At 59.1% G+C, this 21213-nt stretch carries 20 protein-coding genes and 2 tRNA genes; 8 read left to right on the plus strand and 14 right to left on the minus strand.

The window, feature by feature from the left end; translation table 11 throughout:
• Nucleotides 1–93 precede the first annotated feature (93 nt).
• Complete coding sequence (locus THALAR_RS05160) at nucleotides 94–663, plus strand: YcbK family protein (protein ID WP_021100441.1); 570 nt, start codon at nucleotides 94–96, stop codon at nucleotides 661–663.
• A gap of 76 nt (nucleotides 664–739) precedes the next feature.
• Here the strand turns inward: THALAR_RS05160 and THALAR_RS05165 are convergent.
• From THALAR_RS05165 to iscR, 11 genes are all read right to left on the minus strand, one after another.
• A tRNA-Arg gene (locus THALAR_RS05165) sits at nucleotides 740–816 on the minus strand.
• A 173-nt stretch (nucleotides 817–989) separates the two neighbouring features.
• The gene (locus tag THALAR_RS05170) at nucleotides 990–2210 is read right to left on the minus strand and encodes a cysteine desulfurase (RefSeq protein ID WP_021100442.1); all 1221 of its coding nucleotides are present in this window, start codon (nucleotides 2208–2210) and stop codon (nucleotides 990–992) included.
• Nucleotides 2203–2799: a Yip1 family protein gene (locus tag THALAR_RS05175; RefSeq protein WP_021100443.1), complete on the minus strand. Its 597-nt coding sequence runs from the start codon at nucleotides 2797–2799 to the stop codon at nucleotides 2203–2205. Before THALAR_RS05175 ends, THALAR_RS05170 begins: the two co-directional genes overlap by 8 nt.
• A complete protein-coding gene (locus THALAR_RS05180; protein ID WP_021100444.1) occupies nucleotides 2799–3287 on the minus strand; it encodes a YIP1 family protein in 489 nt (162 codons plus the stop codon). The genes THALAR_RS05175 and THALAR_RS05180 overlap by 1 nt, the downstream gene beginning before the upstream one ends.
• Nucleotides 3288–3291: 4 nt before the next feature.
• On the minus strand, nucleotides 3292–4533 hold the full coding sequence (gene sufD / locus THALAR_RS05185; protein WP_051153655.1) for a Fe-S cluster assembly protein SufD: 1242 nt from the start codon (nucleotides 4531–4533) through the stop codon (nucleotides 3292–3294).
• Nucleotides 4534–4576: 43 nt separating this feature from the next.
• Nucleotides 4577–5332, minus strand: a complete 756-nt coding sequence (gene sufC / locus THALAR_RS05190) for a Fe-S cluster assembly ATPase SufC (RefSeq protein ID WP_021100446.1) — start codon at nucleotides 5330–5332, stop codon at nucleotides 4577–4579.
• Between the two features lie 86 nt (nucleotides 5333–5418).
• Entirely contained in the window at nucleotides 5419–5925 is a 507-nt protein-coding gene (locus tag THALAR_RS05195) for a hypothetical protein (RefSeq protein WP_021100447.1), read from the minus strand.
• Nucleotides 5926–6012: 87 nt separating this feature from the next.
• The gene (locus THALAR_RS05200) at nucleotides 6013–6585 is read right to left on the minus strand and encodes a hypothetical protein (RefSeq protein ID WP_021100448.1); all 573 of its coding nucleotides are present in this window, start codon (nucleotides 6583–6585) and stop codon (nucleotides 6013–6015) included.
• A 113-nt stretch (nucleotides 6586–6698) separates the two neighbouring features.
• Complete coding sequence (sufB, locus tag THALAR_RS05205; RefSeq protein ID WP_021100449.1) at nucleotides 6699–8225, minus strand: Fe-S cluster assembly protein SufB; 1527 nt, start codon at nucleotides 8223–8225, stop codon at nucleotides 6699–6701.
• A gap of 17 nt (nucleotides 8226–8242) precedes the next feature.
• Nucleotides 8243–9286, minus strand: coding sequence for a cysteine desulfurase family protein (locus tag THALAR_RS05210; protein ID WP_021100450.1), 1044 nt, complete (start codon nucleotides 9284–9286; stop codon nucleotides 8243–8245).
• 1 nt (nucleotide 9287) lies between these two features.
• On the minus strand, nucleotides 9288–9749 hold the full coding sequence (gene iscR, locus THALAR_RS05215; protein ID WP_040817250.1) for a Fe-S cluster assembly transcriptional regulator IscR: 462 nt from the start codon (nucleotides 9747–9749) through the stop codon (nucleotides 9288–9290).
• Nucleotides 9750–9921: 172 nt separating this feature from the next.
• Between iscR and THALAR_RS05220 the strand changes: the two genes are divergently transcribed.
• From THALAR_RS05220 to THALAR_RS05250, 7 genes are all read left to right on the plus strand, one after another.
• On the plus strand, nucleotides 9922–10578 hold the full coding sequence (locus tag THALAR_RS05220) for an alpha/beta hydrolase (protein ID WP_021100452.1): 657 nt from the start codon (nucleotides 9922–9924) through the stop codon (nucleotides 10576–10578).
• On the plus strand, nucleotides 10578–10844 hold the full coding sequence (locus tag THALAR_RS05225; protein WP_021100453.1) for a hypothetical protein: 267 nt from the start codon (nucleotides 10578–10580) through the stop codon (nucleotides 10842–10844). Before THALAR_RS05220 ends, THALAR_RS05225 begins: the two co-directional genes overlap by 1 nt.
• A gap of 104 nt (nucleotides 10845–10948) precedes the next feature.
• Nucleotides 10949–12073, plus strand: a complete 1125-nt coding sequence (locus THALAR_RS05230; RefSeq protein WP_021100454.1) for a hypothetical protein — start codon at nucleotides 10949–10951, stop codon at nucleotides 12071–12073.
• A 45-nt stretch (nucleotides 12074–12118) separates the two neighbouring features.
• Entirely contained in the window at nucleotides 12119–12697 is a 579-nt protein-coding gene (locus tag THALAR_RS05235) for an HD domain-containing protein (RefSeq protein ID WP_021100455.1), read from the plus strand.
• Between the two features lie 115 nt (nucleotides 12698–12812).
• Nucleotides 12813–14021, plus strand: a complete 1209-nt coding sequence (locus THALAR_RS05240; protein ID WP_021100456.1) for an NADP-dependent isocitrate dehydrogenase — start codon at nucleotides 12813–12815, stop codon at nucleotides 14019–14021.
• A 125-nt stretch (nucleotides 14022–14146) separates the two neighbouring features.
• A complete protein-coding gene (locus THALAR_RS05245; protein WP_021100457.1) occupies nucleotides 14147–14482 on the plus strand; it encodes a DMT family transporter in 336 nt (111 codons plus the stop codon).
• Entirely contained in the window at nucleotides 14479–15066 is a 588-nt protein-coding gene (locus THALAR_RS05250; protein ID WP_040817253.1) for a nucleotidyltransferase family protein, read from the plus strand. Before THALAR_RS05245 ends, THALAR_RS05250 begins: the two co-directional genes overlap by 4 nt.
• 215 nt (nucleotides 15067–15281) lie before the next feature.
• Here THALAR_RS05250 and THALAR_RS18035 read toward each other — a convergent pair whose 3' ends face one another.
• The 3 genes from THALAR_RS18035 to THALAR_RS05260 all read right to left on the minus strand — a co-directional run bounded on the left by THALAR_RS18035 (nucleotide 15282) and on the right by THALAR_RS05260 (nucleotide 21164).
• Nucleotides 15282–20039, minus strand: coding sequence for a cadherin-like domain-containing protein (locus THALAR_RS18035; RefSeq protein ID WP_021100459.1), 4758 nt, complete (start codon nucleotides 20037–20039; stop codon nucleotides 15282–15284).
• Nucleotides 20039–20191 (minus strand): hypothetical protein, encoded by a 153-nt coding sequence (locus tag THALAR_RS18340; RefSeq protein ID WP_021100460.1) that lies wholly within the window; start codon nucleotides 20189–20191, stop codon nucleotides 20039–20041. Before THALAR_RS18340 ends, THALAR_RS18035 begins: the two co-directional genes overlap by 1 nt.
• Nucleotides 20192–21080: 889 nt before the next feature.
• Nucleotides 21081–21164: transfer RNA gene (locus THALAR_RS05260), tRNA-Leu, on the minus strand.
• Between the last annotated feature and the right edge of the window lie 49 nt (nucleotides 21165–21213).

The raw sequence follows: 21213 nt of genomic DNA on the forward strand, positions 1-21213 counted from the left end.
TAGAATCAACTTGTGGCATAGCAGTCCGCATCTGGGGACCAAAAAGACGACAGCCGTGGCAGCGGCTTAGGGCAATACGGGACAGACACTATCATGAGCGACACTTCTTCCGCACTGATGACTCGGCGCGCGCTTCTGGGCGCTTTCGCAGCAACCACTTTGAGCGCGGCACCGGTTTACTCCAAAGCATTCGGCTTCCTGAAAGGCGCAGGTGATGTGCGCCGCATCAAGATGTATTCCGGCCGTACCGGCGAAAAGATCGACATGATCTACTGGATCGAAGGGGAATATATCAAAGAAGCGCTGAAAGAGGTGAATTACTTCATGCGCGACTGGCGTCAGAACAGCGCCATCAACATGGACACTCGTACGATCGACATCATGGCCGCGTCACACAACCTGATGGGTGTCGGCGAACCCTATATGCTCCTATCGGGCTACCGGTCGCCAAAAACCAACGCCATGCTGCGCTCGCGCTCGCGCGGTGTTGCCAAGAACTCGCTGCATATGAAGGGTCAGGCAGCAGATCTGCGTCTGTCGTCACGCTCTGTCGGTCAGATTTCCCGCGCGGCGTCGTCATGCTCCGCAGGCGGCGTAGGTCGCTACTCCAGCTCCAACTTCGTCCATATGGATTGCGGTCCGGTGCGCGTCTGGGGTCGCTAGGCATCATCTAAAATCCGAAAATCTGGGCCGACCTCGTTTCGAGGGCAGCTTTTTTCGTGTTCAAACCCAAAGAATTTGGCGCACCCGAGAGGATTCGAACCTCTGGCCTCTGCCTTCGGAGGGCAGCGCTCTATCCAGCTGAGCTACGGGTGCCTGCGCACCGCTATACAAGCGCACCCACGCTGCCGCAACGCTAAATCGGACTTCTTTTTTCTCCAAATACCTCCGCCGGAGGCTCCTGCCCTATCCTGCGGCTCAGCGTCAGAAATTCTGGCGTCGCGTCGCAACCCTGTAGACTCAGAAGTGCGCGGTAGCGCTCATTTGGATCAAGCGAACAGTTCGTGACACAGCTCCAGTGCGTCGACCAGCGCATCCACCTCCGACTTGGTGTTGTACATCCCGAAGGACGCGCGACAGGTCGCGGTCAGACCCATATGCTCCATCAAGGGTTGGGCGCAATGCTGCCCCGCGCGCACGGCCACGCCCTTTTTGTCCAGCACGGTCGAGATGTCATGTGCATGCGCCGCACCCTCCAAAGTGAACGAGAAGATCGCGCCCTTCCCGGCGGACTGTCCTTGCACGTTCACCCAGTTCAGCCCGTCCAGCTTCGAGCGCGCATAGGCGCACAACTCGCGCTCATGCGCCGCGATGTTCTCCATCCCGATACCGCTCATATAGTCCAACGCGACGCCCATACCGATCATCTGTACGATACCGGGCGTGCCTGCCTCGAACTTCATCGGCGCGTCGTTGTAGATCACCTCGTCCTTGTGCACGTCGCGGATCATATCACCGCCACCGATGAACGGTCGCATCTCCGCCATCCGCTCGGCCCGCACATAGATCGCGCCGGAGCTGGACGGACCATAGAGCTTGTGCCCGGTTACCGCATAAAAGTCGCACCCGATCTCGGCCACGTTCACCGGCATATGCACTGCGGCTTGCGAGCCATCGACCAGAACTGGTACCCCCCGCGACCGCGCGGCGTCGCAAATCGTTTTCACATCTACTACGGTGCCCAGCACATTCGACATATGCGTCACCGCAATCAGCTTGGTGCGCGGCGTGATCGCGTCGATCACCTTTTGCGGGTCCAGGTCGCCATTGGCGTCCACGTCGACCCACACCAACTTCACGCCCTGACGCTCGCGCAGGAAATGCCAAGGCACAATATTGGCGTGATGCTCCATCACGCTCAGGATGATTTCGTCGCCCGCCTCCATGCGCGGCGCCGCCCAGCCGTAGGCCACCATGTTGATGCCCTCGGTGGTACCGGAGTTGAAGATGATCTCGTCCTCGGATTTTGCCCCAAGGAAGGATGCCACCTTGCCCCGCACCGCCTCGTATTTGTCGGTCGCCAGATTGGACAAGTAATGCAAACCGCGATGCACATTGGCGTATTCGTGTGCGTAAGCCTGCGTGACGGCGTCAATGACCACCTGCGGCTTCTGCGCCGACGCGCCGTTGTCGAGGTACACCAAAGGCTTGCCGTTGACCGTCCGGCTCAGGATCGGGAAATCGGCGCGTATCTTCTGGACGTCATACATTCGCGCCCACCTCCAATCCAAATATGGCTGCGATCAGCCCAATCGCTATCGCAATTCCGAATATCAAGCCGAACAGCGAAATCATCGCCCCCGCGAATACCAGCCCAAGTGAATTGAACCCGTGTAGCACGCGGACAAATTGCAGAAACACGTAGAACACATAAAGCGCAGCGAGCCATCCAAACAGGATCGCAAGAACCGGGGAGATCAGGAACAGGGCAATCTGACCAACCTGCAAAACCAGTAGAACCATCTGCATCCAGATGATCGTTTTCAGGCTACCGTCCAGATCACCCTGACCGTCAAAAACGCGACCGACATAGTGTGTGAAGAACACCGACACGACCAGCAGGCCCCAGATGACCAGCCCCAATAGCAGCGGGCTACTTGGCATCGGGCCTTGCCCTGTGACCATTTCGGACGGCACGAACAGCATGGTCAGCTCGGTGAACAGCACCGACACCACCGACACCAACGCAAGTGCCATCCAAAGCACCTTGCGATCCAGCTTGATGCCCAGCACTGTATTGGCCGCGTCCGTCGGACGCCGCAATGTCTCGGTCGTCAGTTGTATCAGGTAGCCCAACATCAGCCCCGCCCTTCCAATTCCAACAACGAGTTGATCCAGACCCACAAGAAAACGGCGAATGACAGCACGGCCATAAGGTTCGCCTGAACGCCCGCACCTATCAACGCAGCGACCAAGCCTTGAAACAACACAAACGGAGCCGACGCAAGCAACCCCCAGAACATTGCCAGCCGCGCATCGGTAACGTTGCCTTGACCGCCGAACTGGCGGGCGATCAAATGGCTCAGGCTCGCCAAAACGTAAAAGAAGATCGGCGCAAGCAGCATCGTTCCGAAAAACGTGCCGAGGGCCAGCCCGAACAACGGGACTTCCCCTTCGCTGAGATGCGACGTGCGAGCCAGCGCAGGCAGACGCGCCACGAAAAACAGGATGCAGGCCGCGAACAGCCAGCCCAGCCCCGTTGCTTCGTCCGCTCCGGCGTCACGAAAGGACCGCGCTACCGCGCGCGGGGCGCGGTAGCTTTTGAATATGGCGTTGGCCGTGGACACAGGATCAGCCGTGACGTCGCGAGAACCACGCCTCTAGCCGGTCCCGCAGTTCCGCTGCCAGCTCTTCGCTCTCGATCTCTTCCAGCGCTTCGCCAAGGAACGCCAGCACCAGCAGGTTCTGTGCCGCATTCTCCGGCACGCCGCGCGAGCGCAGGTAGAAGAGTGCATCCTCGTCAATCGCGCCGGAGGTGGACCCGTGCGAGCAGGCGACGTCGTCGGCGTAGATTTCCAACTCCGGTTTGGCCAGAAACTGGCTGTCATCGTCCAGCAAAAGCGCCTGGCTGATCTGGTAGCCATCGGTCTTCTGAGCACCGGCTTTGACGAGGATCTTGCCTTGGAACACCCCGGTCGCACCGTTGCGAAGCACTTTCTTGAAAACCTGACGGCTTTCGCAGTTCACCGCGTCATGGGTGATGAAAACCGTATCGTCATGGTGGAAGTCACCATCACCCACGGCCGCTCCGGCAACGTGGGCCGCGGCGTCGTCGCCGGTCAGCTCGATAATGCACTCATTGCGTGTCAACACACCATTAAAGGTCAGCGTGAAGCTCTTGAAGGAGCTTTCCCGCCCGAGACGCGCGAACATGTGCGTGGCGGCGCGACGCTCATGGTCACGCCCTTGAGCGCGAACATGATGGAAGGCCGCGCCATCGGCCACCTCGACTTCCATGCATTTGTTGAACCGCGCCGCTGCCGGACCGCTCTCGATGATCGTCACGTCGCCGCCCTTCTCCACGCTGATGCAATGGTGCAGGATCGCGTCGGAGGTCTCGTCGCGGTGCAGGTAAACCAGATGGATCGGCTTCGACACCTTACCCGTTACCCTAACCAGCAAACCGTCCGTGGCATAGGCCGTGTTCATGGCAGCCAAAGGCCGCTTCACCGGAGTTTGGCCCCGCGCTTCCAGAACGCCGTATAGATCCTTCGCCCAGTGGATATCGGCACCTGCGGCGTTCGCCAGGCGAGTGATTTCGACATTTTCCATGCTCAGATCACTGGAGGCTTCCTCGTCGAAGTCGCCATCGACGAAGACGACGCGCAGCATGTCCATGTCTTCGAACAATGGGCTCTCGTCATCGTCGAACACCTCTGCTTTCGAAGCTTCTACGGCCGTGAGCGAAGTCGGGTCGGTGTATTTCCAATATTCATCGCGCTTGTGGGGCTGTCCCATTTCAAGCAGGCGCGCTGCCGCATCACCGCGCGCAGTTTGTGCCCATGCGCCCTGCCCCAATGGCAGTTCACGCATGGCTCCGGCTTGCGTGTTCGCTGTTGCTGACATTCCCACCATCTCAGGCCACCTCTGCGAGCAGATCTGCGTAGCCGTTGTTTTCGACCTCCAGCGCCAGCTCCGGCCCGCCCGATTTGATGATTTTCCCGTCGGCCATGATATGGACCACGTCCGGTTTGATATGGTCCAGCAGGCGCTGGTAATGCGTGATAACCAGGAACGACCGTCCTTCCGAGCGCAGCGCGTTGACGCCTTCGGCAACCAGTTTCATCGCATCAACATCAAGACCCGAGTCGGTCTCGTCGAGGATGCACATTTTGGGCTCTAGCATCGCCATTTGCAGGATTTCGTTGCGCTTCTTCTCACCGCCGGAGAACCCGACGTTGACCGGGCGCTTCAGCATCTCCGCGTCGATGTTCAGGCTTTTGGCCTTCTCGCGGATGAACTTGAGGAAGTCGCCTGCGGACATCTCGTCCTCGCCCCGCGCCTTGCGCTGCGCATTCACTGCCGTACGCAGGAATGTCATGTTGCCCACGCCGGGAATTTCCACCGGATACTGGAATGCCAGAAACAGGCCAGCCGCCGCACGCTCCTCAGGGTCCATGTCCAGAATGTCGACAGCGTCCAGTGTGGCGGAGCCATCAGTGACCTCGTAGCCATCCTTCCCGGACAGCACGTAGGAAAGCGTGGACTTGCCAGAGCCATTCGGCCCCATGATCGCATGCACCTGGCCCGCACCGACACTCAGGTCCACACCTTTGAGGATTTGCTTATCCTCTTCTTCAAGTTCGACGTGCAGGTTTTTGATTTCCAACATAGTTTTTCTCTCTTGTCACAGCAAGACAGACGTCGCAAAGCAACGCCTGTCAGATTTCGAATTGAATGTGGTTGTGGTGTTTCCGCCTAGAACGGCAGGATATATTCCATTATTCGCATTGTGCGAAACTCCGTCGTATCCAGCACGAACGCGGTCCACTCCGGATCGAAGATCAGCGCAAACGTATCCGGCCAGATGTGCACAAGATTGTGCATCGCGGCGACCATTACAGTCACGCCAGCGGCCTGCGCCGAAATCCATTCTGCACCTTCCAGCTTGAACATTTGCCTGAGGCAAAAGCCCACGGCCAGCGCCATGCCGCCATCCGCCACAGTTGCGAGGAAGATATCGGACTCTGGATCGGCGAGCCCCAACAAATGAAAGCGAACGAAGCGACTGAAGAACACCGCCAACAGGCCCAGAACAAACGCTCCCGCGATGCTTGCCGGATACTTTGCGTTCTCCAGCATCGAGCCGTTGAGGTTGACCTCCTGCGTCGGTTTTCGCGTTGGCTGCACCAGCCCCGCGGGCTGATTGCTCTGTTCCGCCCCGATGCGGGACAGGCGTGCCTGAAAGTCGTCCATCTGTGCCATTGCCGAGATCCTTGCTGTTGTAGCAATGATCTTGCTGAAAACTGGGACCGAAGTTGGGCGAAAACTCAACTTCAGTTGGGCAAGGTGTCAGTCCGCCTCCGGCGCAGCAAGCTCGGGCGGCGGGGCCAACCCCCAGCGTGTCGCTTGCGCGAAGGCTTCGAACTTCTTCGCGTCGGCGTAGTCGGCCGAATACATCTGCGTCCAAAGGTCCGGCGCGGCGCGCGCCAGGTGAGGTTCCGCAAAACTGGCTGCCGACAGTCCGGCGACGATCGTGCCGACCAACCAGACCGAGCGGAAGCCGGACACATAGAACATGAAGAACGCCAGTACACCCGACATTCCCAGTGGTCCCAGTGCCTCCACCAAGGGGCGGTATTGATCGAATTCCGACGGCACCGACTGGGTCGCATGAAACGCGCCGAGGCTGCCGCCGAAGAAGGCGAAGATCCCCATCAGGAAGGATATGATCAACCGCTTGAACGGAAACTTCTTCTTTTCCTGAACACCCATGGTCGCCACAGGCTTTGGCGCTTTGCCCTTTTCCTGTCGCTTCCGGATCTTGTGCAACTCGCCATTGGCCAGCAGCCCTTCGGCCACGTAACTCTGTCCTGCGTTGATCCGTGCCAGCCGCTCCTGAAAGCTCGCGTCCGCCATACTCATGGGAAGCCCCTCCATCCGTGGTCACGGATAGGGTTAGAGGGGCATCAGGGCCGGAATATGGCAAGAAGCTGGAGATTTTAGGTATCCTTAACAACGGTACAGGAGTGTGGAGCTTACCCCACGCTCCCCTCAAGCGAGATTGCAACCAGTTGCTGCGCTTCCATGGCGAACTCCATCGGCAGCGCTTGCAGCACTTCCTTGGCGAAACCGTTCACGATCAACGCGACGGCCTCTTCCTCGTCCATACCGCGCTGGCGGCAGTAGAAGACCTGATCGTCGTCGACTTTCGATGTCGTTGCCTCGTGCTCCACCCGCGAAGAATTGTTCTTCACCTCGATATAGGGAACCGTGTGTGCGCCGCATTTGTCGCCGATCAGCAAGCTGTCGCATTGCGTATAGTTGCGCGATTCCTTGGCTTTCGGGTGCATCGAGACCAGCCCGCGATAGGTGTTTTGCGCCTTGCCCGCAGAAATCCCCTTGGAGACGATGCGCGACTTGGTGCGCTTGCCAAGATGGATCATCTTGGTGCCGGTGTCGGCCTGCTGCATGTTGTTGGCGATGGCGATGGAATAGAACTCGCCCTGTGAATCGTCGCCGCGCAGGATGCAGCTGGGGTACTTCCACGTCACCGCAGAGCCGGTTTCCACCTGCGTCCACATCACCTTGGAGCGGTCGCCACGGCAATCGGCGCGCTTGGTGACGAAGTTGTAGATACCGCCCTTGCCTTCCTCGTCGCCCGGATACCAGTTCTGGACGGTGGAATATTTGATCTCAGCGTCTTCAAGCAGTACCAGTTCCACCACCGCCGCGTGCAACTGGTTGGTGTCGCGCATGGGCGCGGTGCAACCTTCGAGGTAGGAGACGTAGGACTCCTTGTCGGCGATGATCAGCGTGCGTTCGAACTGGCCGGTGTTTTCCGCGTTGATGCGGAAATAGGTGGACAGCTCCATCGGGCAGCGAACCCCCGGCGGGATGTAGACGAACGAGCCGTCAGAGAAGACGGCAGAGTTCAGCGTCGCATAGAAGTTGTCCGACTGTGGCACGACCGAGCCAAGGTATTTCTTTACCAGTTCAGGATGCTCTTTGATCGCGTCAGAGATGGAGCAGAAAATAACGCCAGCCTTTTTCAGTTCGGCTTGGAACGTCGTCCCGACCGAGACGGAGTCGAACACCGCGTCCACAGCCACCTTGCGTGGCGCATCGGTCAACTCTTCCGCGCCTTCGACACCCGCAAGGATCATTTGTTCTTTCAGCGGAATTCCCAGCTTTTTGTATGTTTCCAGCAGTTTGGGGTCGACATCATCCAGCGACTTGGGCTTCTCTGCCATGGATTTTGGCGAGGCGTAGTAGTACTGGTCCTGGAAGTCGATCTTCGGGTAATGCACCATCGCCCATGTCGGCTCGGTCATCTTTTCCCAACGACGATAGGCTTGCAGACGCCACTCCAGCATCCATTCCGGCTCTTCGTTTTTCTCGGAGATCAGGCGCACGATGTCCTCGTTGAGGCCCTTCGGCGCGTAGTCCATCTCGATCTCGGTGTTCCAGCCGTATTTATACTTGCCGCCCACTTCGCGGACCGCATCTACGGTATCCTGATCGACGCCCTCTTTGACGTTGTCTACGACTTCCTCAAGCGACATGCCCTGTCTCCTTGTTATCACGCCGCCTTGGCGTGAAATTTCCGTTCTGCCTTCAACCACGCATCCGCGAAGCGAAGGATTTGTTCTTCCGTCGTGTCGGGACCAAGAGACACCCGGAGGGTGCTGGCCGCGACCGTGTCGTCATATCCCATGGCCGCCACCGTCCGGCTGGCCTTGACCTTGCCGCTGGAGCAGGCCGACCCCGCAGACACCGCAAACCCCGCAAGGTCCATCGCCATCACCTGCGTCTCGCCTTTCCAGCCCGGCGTTGCAAAACACAGCGTGTTGGGCAGCCGGTCCGATCCATTCCCTACTAAAATAGTATTCTTTGTTTCGGCCTCAATGGCCTTTTCTAGAATATTTCTAAGTTCCGCAACCCGATCCCATACCCCAGCGGCCAAATCACGCGCCGCAGCCTCTGCTGCCGCACCAAATCCGGCGATGCCGATAACGTTCTCCGTGCCGGAGCGGCGGCCCATTTCCTGTCCCCCGCCCTTGATCCGTGCCTCCACATCCAGCCCTTGGCGCAACAGCAATGCGCCGACACCTTTGGAGCCACCCAGCTTGTGCGCGGAGATCAGCGCCATATCCACGCCAGACCAGGAAAAGGCGACAGGGATCTTGCCGAAGGCTTGCGTCATGTCCGAAACCGCAAGCCCTTCGGGTAATTCCTGCAATATGCCGGTTTCGCTGTTGGCCAGTTGCAACGCAGTCCGTTCAGGGTCGCTCACAGTCACCTTGCCGCGTTCATCCACCGGCAAATCGCCGGACGTCCACGCCGCTACCGCATCGTGCTCCACCGCCGCGCTTTGCAATCCGCGTCCGGCGCAAGCCAGAGCCGCCGCCTCAGTCGCGGAGGAGGTAAAAACGATATCCGCGCCGGATGCGCCAATCGCGTCGGATATCTGCGCCCGCGCCCTCTCGATGACACCCTTAGCCGCGCGCCCCTCGGCATGGACCGATGACGGGTTCCCCACCACATCCATCGCCGCGATCATAGCGTCCCGCGCCTCCCGGCGCAGTGGCATCGTCGCGTTATGATCCAGATAGACGCGCGCCATGTCAGCTCTCGTCCACCACGGTGAATAAGGTCGGCACCGCAGGGCACGGGGTCAACTCGTTCTCGATCACATCCGACAGGCGGGTCTGGTGCAAAAACACATACACATGCGCCGACAGACTCTCCCAAAGCCGGTTCGTCATGCTTTGCGCCTTGGACCCCGACGACGCCCCCGACGCGCCCGCGCCGGTGTGCATTGCGCTTACGGTTTCGTCGACCGCCTCAAGTACCTCCGATACGCGGATAGCGTCAGGCGATTTGGCAAGGCGGTACCCGCCCCCCGGACCACGCACGGACTCGACCAGACCCGCGCGGCGCAACTTGACGAAAAGTTGCTCCAGATACGGCAGTGAGACGTCTTGGCGTTTGGAAATTTCACCCAAGGACACCAGCCCGTCACCTGCGCTTTGCGCAAGGTCCGCCAGCGCGACCATTGCGTAGCGGCCTTTAGTGCTGAGTTTCATCGTGTAATCCCTCGAAAATAGGCGAATAACATTGACGCTGGCAGGCGCAGACCTTAACTCAATTTGACCTGTCCGGCGCCTATGTCGGACAACTTAGAATTATTCTAGATTACCTGAGCAATCTCGTCAACTATATGGGGCAGCTCTTAATCTGACGCAAGGAAAGACGCCTATGCCCGAAGTGATTTTCCCCGGACCGGAAGGCCGCCTTGAAGGCCGCTACCACCCCCACAAAGGCAAGCGCGACGCGCCAATCGCGATCATCCTGCACCCGCATCCGCAATTCGGCGGCACGATGAACAACCGCGTGGTCTACAACCTGCACTACACGTTCCATAACATGGGCTTCAACGTGCTGCGGTTTAACTTCCGTGGCGTCGGCCGCAGCCAAGGTGAATACGACCAAGGCATCGGGGAGTTGTCCGACGCGGCCTCGGCGCTCGACTACCTTCAGTCGATGAACCAGAACGCCAAGCATTGCTGGGTCGCAGGCTTCAGCTTCGGTGCGTGGATCGGCATGCAGCTCTTGATGCGCCGCCCCGAGATCACCGGCTTCATCTCGGTCTCGCCGCCCGCCAACATGTATGACTTCTCGTTCCTCGCCCCCTGCCCGTCCTCGGGTTTGGTGATCAACGGCCTCGGCGACCGCGTGGCGCCGCCGCAGGACACCGTCAATCTGGTTGGCAAGCTACACGAGCAAAAGGGGATCACCATCACCCACCAAGAAGTCGAAGGCGCCGGCCACTTCTTTGAGAACGACCACATGGACACGCTGACAGGCTCCGTTGAGGAATATGTCCAGCGCCGCCTGACGGAGAACACGCGCTGATGGGTATCACCGAAGACATCGCAGACAACCTTGCAAAGAAGGCAATTGCTGTCGAAAACGAGTTGGATGACGAAAGCGTCATTCCGCATGTGGCCACGCTGATCGGCGCGTCGTCCCAGACCACGCAAGAGGCCTTCCTGACAGCCGTGCGCGTCCGCAAGGCCGAGGCGCGGGCGATCAAGTTTCTCAAGGACAAGCTGGCAGGCAAGGTGGTCGAGTCCGATTTGCCCAGCACCGGCGACCTGATCGAGACCTCCGACCACTAGCGCTTCACGCCCTTCTCACTCGGAGTTCACGCACCCCCTGATCTACCCTGAAGGCGGGCCGCTCAATTTGGCCCGCCCCACGGATTTCATCAGGAGGACGACCCATGCGCATTTACGCATTCATGGTGGCCACTGCTCTCGTCGCCACTTCCACAGCACCGGCCCAGGCCCAGACGGGCGTGCGATTTCAAAGCTGCGGCACTGCCGTCAAAGAAAAGCTCATCGAGGCTTACCGGTTTCTCAATACAAGGCGCGGCAGTCAGCGCTCCGAGCTGGAGAACTGCATGGACCGCGCCTACGTGGTCGAGCATCAGCGTCATGGCCCCAAGAAGATGGTTGAAAACCTACGCCGTGCTGCGGTCACCACATTCCAGTGCCGAAAGATCACCGAAGCCGACGGCCGGGCGCACCGGACGATCTTCAAGCGCGGCAAACTGAAAATCGACCGCGATTTTGTGCGCGACAATGATCGTGATGTCGTTGCGAGCCTGATCGCCCATGAACTCATGCACAATGCCGGTTATAAACACAGCAGCAACGACAAGGGCTCGGACCTGTATGACAATACCGTGCCACAGCAGATGATGCGTTGCGTGCAACGGCTACAACCCTACGACTATGCCGGTCCGGGCCGCGGTCGCTACGACGCGACGAAGATGCTAGGCTTCGCTCTGGATGGTGAGAACAACTACGTCTTCGGCTGGGACGTGAACGGCACCGCCTTCGCTGGCTCAACGACCCGCATCCACAACTACCGGCACCCCTACCCCTTCCTTGTGGCACCCGGTGTCAACCGCAATGACATCGTGGGTTTCGGGTTGGATGGCTTCAACAACATGGTCTTCGCATGGCTGCGCGATGGGCGTGTGATCGCTGGATCTACCAGCGATCTGGACAGCAAGCGTGCGCCCTACCGCTACCGCCTACCGTCGGGGTACACTCCGAACGATATCGTCGGCATGGGCGTAGACGGCGAGAACAACAACAACTTCGCGTGGTATCGCGACGGGCGGGTGTCCGTCGGCACGTCCGACAATCTGGGCAGTCGTCGCGCGCCCTACCGCTACACGCTGGCACCGGGCTACACCCCGAACGACGTGGTCGGCATGGCGGTGGATGGCGAGAATAACATGATCTTTGCCTTCTACCGTGACGGCAAGGTGTCGGCTGGCACATCGGACGATCTCGACAAGTTCCGCGCCCCTGCGAGGGTCATCACAGGGCGCTAGTCAAAGCTACTATTCTCCGGCGCGATCCTATGTCAGGGTCGCGCCATGACCGATATCCTCTCCGCGCAAATGGCCTTTCTCATCGAGGCCGACAAACTCAAATCCGTATCCCGCGCCACGTCACTCTGCGACGGCTCGCGCTGTGAAAACTCGGGCGAGCATAGCTGGCACATTGCGCTTTACGCCATGGTGCTGGCAGAGCATGCGCACCGTCCCGTCAACATCGACCGCGTCATCAAAATGCTGCTGCTCCACGATCTGGTGGAGATCGACGCAGGCGACACTCCTATCCACGGCGATCACGACCCCGCCGCGATGGAGGCTATCGAGCAGGCCGCCGCCGACCGCATTTTCGGACTGCTTCCTCCGAACCAAGCCGCAGAATTCCGTGCGCTCTGGGACGAATTCGAGGCGGCAGAAACCGACGATGCAATCTTCGCGAAATCCGTAGACCGTGTGCAGCCTGTCGTCGCCAATCTGGAGACCGGGGGCGGCACCTGGCCGGAATTCAACGTCAGCGCCGCGCAGCTGGAGACGCGCGTCGGTGTCAAGGTCCGGCGCGGGGCTCCGATGCTTTGGCAGCACCTCAGATCCCGCATCGACGCATGGTTTGACGCCCGCTGAGACGCCGCAAGCGTCAACCCGCATCATTTTCGTATACAACGGCATACCGTCTTCCCAAGCGTTACAAGGTGCGCTATGAGACGCGCAATAGATTCCCCATTTGCCGGAGGCACACATGTCCAAGATCAAGGTAGAAAACCCCGTCGTCGAACTCGACGGCGACGAAATGACCCGCATCATCTGGGACTTCATCAAGAAGAAACTGATCCTGCCCTATCTGGACATCGGCCTGAAATACTATGACCTCGGAATCGAGGCCCGCGACGAGACCGACGACCAGATCACCATCGACGCGGCAGAGGCGATCAAGAAATACGGCGTTGGCGTCAAATGTGCGACCATCACGCCGGACGAAGCCCGCGTCGAGGAATTCGGCCTCAAGAAGATGTGGCGCTCCCCCAACGGCACGATCCGCAACATCCTCGGTGGTGTTGTGTTCCGCGAGCCGATCATCTGTTCCAACGTTCCCCGCCTTGTGCCCGGCTGGACCCAGCCCATCGTCATTGGCCGTCACGCCTTCGGTGACCAGTATCGCGCCACGGATATGAAATTCCCCGGGCCGGGCAAGCTGTCGATGAAATTCGTCGGTGAAGACGGCACCGTGATGGAAGAGGAAGTCTTCGACGCCCCGTCGTCCGGCATCTACATGGGCATGTATAACCTCGACAGCAGCATCGAGGATTTCGCCCGCGCGTCGTTCAACTACGGCCTGAAGCGGAACTATCCGGTTTATCTGTCTACAAAGAACACGATCCTGAAGCAGTATGACGGTCAGTTCATGTTGATCTTCCAACGCATCTTCGACGCTGAGTTCGCAGACAAGTTCAAGGAAGCCGGTATCACCTACGAGCACCGCCTGATCGACGACATGGTCGCGTCCGCGATGAAATGGTCGGGCGGGTATGTCTGGGCCTGTAAGAACTACGACGGCGACGTGCAGTCCGACACCGTGGCGCAAGGCTTCGGCTCGCTTGGCCTGATGACCTCGCAGCTGATGACGCCCGATGGCAAGATCGTCGAGTCCGAGGCGGCACACGGCACCGTGACCCGCCATTACCGCCAGCACCAGAAGGGCGAGGGCACTTCGACCAACTCCATCGCGTCGATCTTTGCATGGACCGGTGGCCTGAAGCACCGCGCCAAGCTGGACGACAACAGCCAGCTGCTGAACTTCGCCGAAACGCTGGAGAAGGTTGTCGTGGACACCGTTGAAAGCGGCTTCATGACCAAAGACCTCGCCTTGCTGGTTGGGCCGGATCAGAAATGGCTGACAACCGAAGGCTTCCTCGAGAAAATCGACGAAAACCTCAACAAGGCGATGTAACAACGTATTGTAATGAATTCAGAAAAGGGCTGGCTGCAACGCCGGCCCTTTTTCCGTTCTGCCAGTGGCATTTCGCGGAAATTAGCACTAGCCTCCAAGCATCTCGGCTGAGCATGGAGATAAGAATGCCCACCCACTACATCTATCTGATTATCGCCGTCGCCGCCGAGACCATCGGCACCTCGTCGATACAGGCTTCGCAGCAGTTTACGCGCCTCTGGCCTTCCGTTCTGGCGTTTTTCAGCTTTGCGATTGCGTTCTACTTCCTGTCGCTCACCCTGAAATTCATGCCCGTGGGCGTCATGTATGCGTTGTGGTCGGGTCTTGGCATTTTCTTTATCGCCCTGATCGGCTGGCTCTATTTCGGGCAAAAGCTGGATCTCGCGGCGGTGCTGGGCATGAGCCTGATTTTGTCAGGCATCATAGTCATCAACCTGTTTTCTTCCACGGCGACCCATTGAGAGTAACAGCTCTTCTTTTGGCGGGCGGGGCGTCGTCGCGGATGGGCGGGCGCGACAAGTTGCTGGAGGATATCGACGGTGTGCCGCTTCTCAGGGACCGCGCGATCACGTGCCTGAATGCGGCGGTCGACGCGGTACGGGTTGTGCTGCCGCCTGACCGCCTTGAACACAGGCAGGCTCTGTCAGGTCTGAACGTGGAGATCGTCGTCAATGAAGCTTCGGGCCTGGGGCTTTCCCATTCATTGAATGTCGGTTTGCACGGCCTGACTGCTGACGCGGCCTTGATCGTATTGGCCGACATGCCGGATCTGACCACGACGCATCTGGACAAGGTCGTGGCGGCGGCGAAGGCGCATCCCCTGGCCAAGGCCCTGCGCGGCTCGGATCACAGCGGCAAGGCTGGTCATCCTGTGATGATCCGCAAGGCGCTGTTCAGCGAAATGGCGCAGCTCGAAGGCGACACTGGCGCGCAGCCGGTATTGCGACGTCACAAGGCAGAAACCGTGCTCGTTCCCATCGGTCCCGCCGCGTTGAGAGACCTCGATACACCCGAGGACTGGGCAGAGTGGCGGGCCCGGCGGTGAGGGTTCAGGATCGGACCAGCTTGTCTCTACCTGCCCTGATCAAACCTTAGACATCAGTCCGGAAATTGCATTCTCATGCGCCGGCATGAAGTGCCGAAACTAGGGTCGGGCCCGTCGAACGGAAAAGGCCGCCCCGAAGGGCGGCCTATCCACAAACCGTTACTCGTTACTCTTATGACGGCTCCCCTCAAGGGACCGCCGGATCGCTGATCATACTATTTGAACAGCAATTTCGCTTCGTGCTTCTTCAGCGTGAGTCGGGCAGAGGCATAAGCTTCCCGACCGGCTTCGCCCTGCAACTCAGGGAACAGCTCGAAAATTTCGTTGCGTTGCGCGTTTCCGATGGCTTTCAGGCTGTAGTCACCCGGCTGGAAACTCTCTGTCCATGCACCGTTGGACAGCACCACCTCATGATTGTCGAACATAAAATGAATATAGCTCGTCCCCATCGAGGCAATGCTCTGGATGCCTTCACTCGGGTTCACAAGATGCTTGGCCGAGACAAGCACCTCGTTCTCCTCAAAGTAAAGCGCAACACGGTCGTTGTTGACCAGCATCCGGTGGTTGGGACTGACCATCATGTCACGTTCGGGCAGACCATTCCCGAGAGAGCCCTGCTGGATGCGAACCGGTTGGAGGTGCGGATTGTTCTGAAATTCGCGGCCATCCATACGCTTGGCGCCGATCCAGCGGATCTCCTGAATGCCGTTATCGCGCGTGATGACTTTGTCGCCGACCATCAGATCTTCGACCAGCACTTCGCCGCGGGGTGTAGCAATCGAGGTGCCCGGCGTGAAGCATGGCACGATCTGCTCGATTTCAGAGAACTGAAGCGACCCGACGACATTCCCGCCAACACCGTCGAGGAACTCGACCGTGCCGGAGGTCGAGTTGCCGTCCGCATCCGTGGTCTGACCCACGATCCGCAGCGGGCCGGAGCCGGTCAGGTCCAAGGTGTCAAAGTCGTCCACATCCCCCGGCGCGGTGGAGCCGGTGCCGCCGTCGATGACGTCGCCGATGCCGTCCTCGGCATTGTCCACGATGATCGTGTCGCGGTCGTCGCCACCGGAAATGGTGTCCGCGCCCTGACCACCGATCAGCGTGTCGTTGCCGGTGCCGCCGTCGATTGTGTCGTCGTCGAGACCACCGTCGATGAAGTCATCGCCTGCGTCCCCGCTCAGCACGTCATCGTCGTCTGCACCATAGATGGTATCGTTGCCGTCACCACCGCTAACCACGTCCTGGCCGTTATTGGTCACTAAGTCAGGGCTTAATCCACCAGTATCCTCGTCGGTGATGTCCAGATTGTCCGGCAGCCCCAGATCGGGGTCGATGCCTGCATAGACGATATCGTCGCCCGCGCCTGCATTGATGATGTCGGAACCCTCGCCACCGACGATCCGGTCGTCGCCATCGCCACCGTCAATGATGTCGGCGTCAAGCCCGCCGTCGATCGTATCGTTGCCTGCGCCGCCTAGAATGGTGTCGGCATCGTCGCCGGTGCGGATGATGTCGTCGCCATCCCCGCCATCAACAAAGTCGATATCGTCGTTGGGGTTCGGGTCGCTTGGGAACAGCCCGGGATAGCCCAGATCAGGCAAAGGGCTGTGACCCGAGGTGTCGATGATGTCGTCGCCATCCCCGCCAAACACGGTGTCGCGGCCGTCATTGGTCGTGATGGTGTCGTCACCGTCGCCCCCCGACACGGTATCGTTGCCAGAGCCCGTTTGGGCGGTATCGTCACCAGCACCCAAATCGACGACGTCGTCGCCAGAGCCACCCATGACGTTGTCGTTCCCGTCGCCTGCGTCGATGCTGTCGTTACCTGCCCCGCCTGAGATGGTGTCATCCCCGTCGTTGCCCTCGATGGTGTCGTCACCGTCATTGCCTTGGAGGTTGTCTTCACCTAGACCGCCTACGACGGTATCATCGCCATCACCGGCCTGGATTGTATCATCGCCAGCGCCACCATCTATGATGTCGTTGCCATCACCGCCGCCGATGGTGTCGTCGCCGTCGCCGCCGTCAATCACGTCCTCACCCTGGTTGCCGCGAATGACGTCATCGCCATCGCCACCCTCAATGGTGTCGTCGCCGAGGCCACCGGCAATCTCGTCGTCGCCCGCGCCGCCAGATAGGAAGTCGTCCCCGACCTGACCGCTCAACGTGTCGTCGCCGTCTTCGCCGTAAACGGTGTCATCGCCATTCCCTGCCAGCACGGTGTCGTCACCGGCACCCGCCAGAACGATATCGTCATCCGGCCCTTCGCCCGGCAGGAATGCGTCGCCCGCGTCGATCATGTCGCCCTCGGGGTCGCCGGTGTAGTTGACGTCGATCAAGTCGTCGCCGACGGTGCCTTCAACGATGCCGTTGTTCACGTTGACCGCAACGGTCGCAGTGTCGAACCCGCCATTTCCATCGGTGATCGTATACGTGATTGTCGTCTCACCGCCGAATTCGGGCACGGGGGTATATTCCAGCGTCCCATCCGGGTTGATGCTGACCTCGCCCACATCCACGGTCGCTTCGGTCACCGACAGCATGTCGCCATCGGGATCGGTGTCGTTATCAAGAACGGGTATGGTCACCGGCGTAAGGTTGTTGGTCTGCGCGGTGTCGTCTTCCGCCTCGGGCGCGTCGTTGACCGGCGTCACCTCGATGGTGTGGATTGCCGAGTCGGTGCCGCCATTGCCGTCGGAGATCGTGTAGGAGATCGTCGCCGTTCCATTGAAGTCCGGTGTCGGCGTGAAAATCACTGTGCCGTCGCCATTGTCGACCAAGCTGCCCTGCTCGGCCGGAACCGTGGCGCTGGCGACGCTCAGCGTGTCGCCGTCCACATCGGTGTCGTTGGCCAGCAGGTCCACGGTGATCGGAGTGTCCTCGTCGGTGCTGTCGCTGTCGTCGACGGCGTCCGGATCGTCCTTGATCGGGGAGACGGTCACCAAGACCGTCGCCGTATCCGTGTTGCCGGCTTCATCCTCGATCACGTAGGTGATCGTGTCATGGCCATTGAAGTTTGCGTCAGGCGTATAGGTGATGGTGCCGTCTGAGTTGATGGTGACCGTGCCGTTTTCCGCCTCTGCCGAAATGACGGTCAGCGTGTCGTCTTCGGGATCGGTATCGTTGCCCAATACCGCGATATCGACCGACACATCTTCATCCGTCGATGCCTCATCGTCTTCTGCGTCCGGACCCTGATTGACGCGGTCGCCGATGATTTGCTCGATCTCGGTGAACTGGAGAGAACCGGTCACATCGCCATTGCCGTCAAGAAATTCAACGGTGCCGGACGTGCTATCGCCGTCGCCGTCTTCGGTTTCGTTCACAACGCGGAACGGTCCTTCACCTGTGAGATCCAGCACGTCGTAGTCATCGCCGGACGTGCCGCCGTCGACGCTGTCGCCGTTGTTACCGCCGATGATTGTGTCGCGGCCTGCGCCGCCCGAGACGGTGTCTGCCCCTGCGCCGCCCGTCAGCATGTCGTCGCCGTCGCCGCCATCCAGCGTGTCGTCGCCTTCGTCGCCTTGCAACGTGTCGTCGCCACCTTCGCCGAAGATTGTATCGTCTCCGGCGCCGCCAGACAGGGTGTCGTCGCCATCCTCGCCGTTATCGACCAGTTCCGGTGCGTCGAAATACACATCCGTGATATTTATGCCGGAATTGTCGTCGTCGTTCTGATCGTGCTCGATGATAATGCGGGAAACCGGGCCCGGAATCGTCACCAGCATCGAGAAGCGTGCATCGTCGTCACTGCCATACCCGCCACGGCTGTCGCCGGTGTCGTTGCCGGACACGCCATCCGTGTCTTTCAGCCTGACCCTGTCACCCGCTTCCAGCAGAACCTCAATCGGGTTGCCTTCCTCGTCGAACGCCTTGATCCGCACAACGCCATCGCCATCAATGTCGTTAACTCGGAACTGGACGTTCTCGACCGCATCGGAGAACTCCAGCTTGTAGTCGGCGTCGTTGTCCTCGCCGTTGGTCACAGAGTAGAGCGAGCTTTGGGAATTTGCGGTGTCGGAGCCCGTGTCGATACCGTCGACAAACTGCGTATCGGTCTCATAGCCGGTATCGGCACGGCCGGATTCCCGCAGGATCGAAAATGTTACGTCGACGTCGCCCGTGTTTTGGGTGAAGCCCGACGCATCTGCGTTGTTTCCGAAGCCGGGCGCTTCGCTCCACTTGAGGCTTTCGCGACCGGAGACACCCGCGCCAGGGCCCTCGTAATTGCTGTCGCCATAGATGATGTCATCACCTGCGCCGCCATCGACGGTGTCATCGCCCGAGCCTGCATAAACCTCATCGTTACCTTCACCGGAAGAAATAGTGTCGTCACCACCAAAAGCGTCAACGATATCGTCGTTCGGCCCCTCGCCCGGCAATATTTCGTCATTCGCGTCGATCCGGTCGCCGTCCGGGTCCCCGTCGTAGGCCACGTCGATCACATCCGCCCCGGCGGAGCCTTCCACCACACCGTCAAGTTCCAGAGCGACTTCGGGCGTTACGTAGAAAATATTGTCGATGGCACCGGAGCCGCAAAGCTCAACCTCCATCCGCGCAACGCCTTCGGCATTCAGGTTTACGGTGACCTGGCCATTGTTGCTGGTGCAGGGAATATCAACGGTTTTGACCAGCTGACCGTTGTCATTATAGAGGCGGACAGTGCCTCCCTCCTCGACGTCCAGTGCGCGGAAATTTACGACCTTGGAGGGATCGTCGAAGTTGAAAACAAAAGTGCCGCCGCCTGCGTTGTCATCAGGGTCATTGCTGTCGCCATCTTCCGAGATAATCATGACGTTGCCAAGATTGTTGGTCGCAAGATCTTTGTCACCGCCAGTCGGATTGTCGGTGTCGAAAACCATCGGAGGCTTATTGGCATCGCCCGAGCTGATAGTCACGCCATCGGCCGCATATTGACCATTAACCACGTCTCCAGCGCGCAGATCTTCGAATGTCAGTAGAATATCAGGCACTAAAAGCTCCCGTGATTGCGTGACAACCGGTCTATAAGCTTCTGGTCTCGCAAATTCGTTAATTTCGCAACGCGCATGCGTGGCGGATTAAACATGACCAGCATGGTAAACGACGTGGTCAACAGACCTGCGATCACCAGTGTTTCAGCCATGATATCCCCTTAGGCATTGCGTTTCATTTCACCCGTTTCGAAACGAAGACGCCACCGCAGCAGCCACACGTTCGACGCGGTACCAAATTGAGGGGGAGTTTCAGGTGACCACATGTGCCGACGGTGCGCCGTCAGCAAACTAACCGTCGAAATCCGATCCGGCACACGTGCAGTCACACAACTCGCTCCCGCATCCGGCAGTGATGCGCTGTCGTGCGGCCGCCCCCGTGGCCTTATGTCTTCGCCCCCCAGCTGAGCTTGGTATGATTTTACTTACCTTTGACTGGGCTCAAAAGCGGAATCTCGCCTGCTCGCCTTGGAATGGTCTTCTTTTTTGAAATGCGCGGACTGGCCAGCGACAAAATATGGGGAACGAAGTTAGCGAGACCCGAGGTAGGATGAGACGCTAAAACTGGGCGGCCGGTCGGCAGCTCGTCATTTCAGAGAGGGCGTAAAATTCATCCGTATCAAGGTATTGTGCCGACATTCTCAAAAATTACGACGTCTTGATCAAGTGGCGGCGTAATCTGCACAAAACCCTTCCAGCGGATATGTTTTTTCTTACGTTTTCAATTAACCAAGGGAACAGTTATGAACTTTTTCTCCCTAAGAAACGACAACACAATCGATCGAAATTCGGACGACTGTTCCGAAAATGTTGAGAATTTTCAATTTTTGATTCGGAGTGCCGCCTAGCTCCCCCCGTCAGCTTTGACAGATCCAAGGAGACCGTTTTCCCATCAGCAACAGTATGGGCTTAAACTAAAGATTGCCCTCACCGTCGCCCTCTGCCGCAATTCTTCCATCGAAGTCACAAAATTTGGTCATACCCAAAATATCACAGCCGGAGAGAGGAAGCCGACACCCGCTCATGCGTGGTGGTTCAAGTTGGTACCCGAGGTCGGACTCGAACCGACACGCCTCGCGGCAACGGATTTTGAATCCGTCGCGTCTACCATTCCGCCACTCGGGCCCCTTGTCTCTGACGGGTGACGTGGTAGCCGCCACCAGAGGTGCGAGCG

Source organism: Litoreibacter arenae DSM 19593 (genome assembly GCF_000442275.2).
Classification (GTDB): domain Bacteria; phylum Pseudomonadota; class Alphaproteobacteria; order Rhodobacterales; family Rhodobacteraceae; genus Litoreibacter; species Litoreibacter arenae.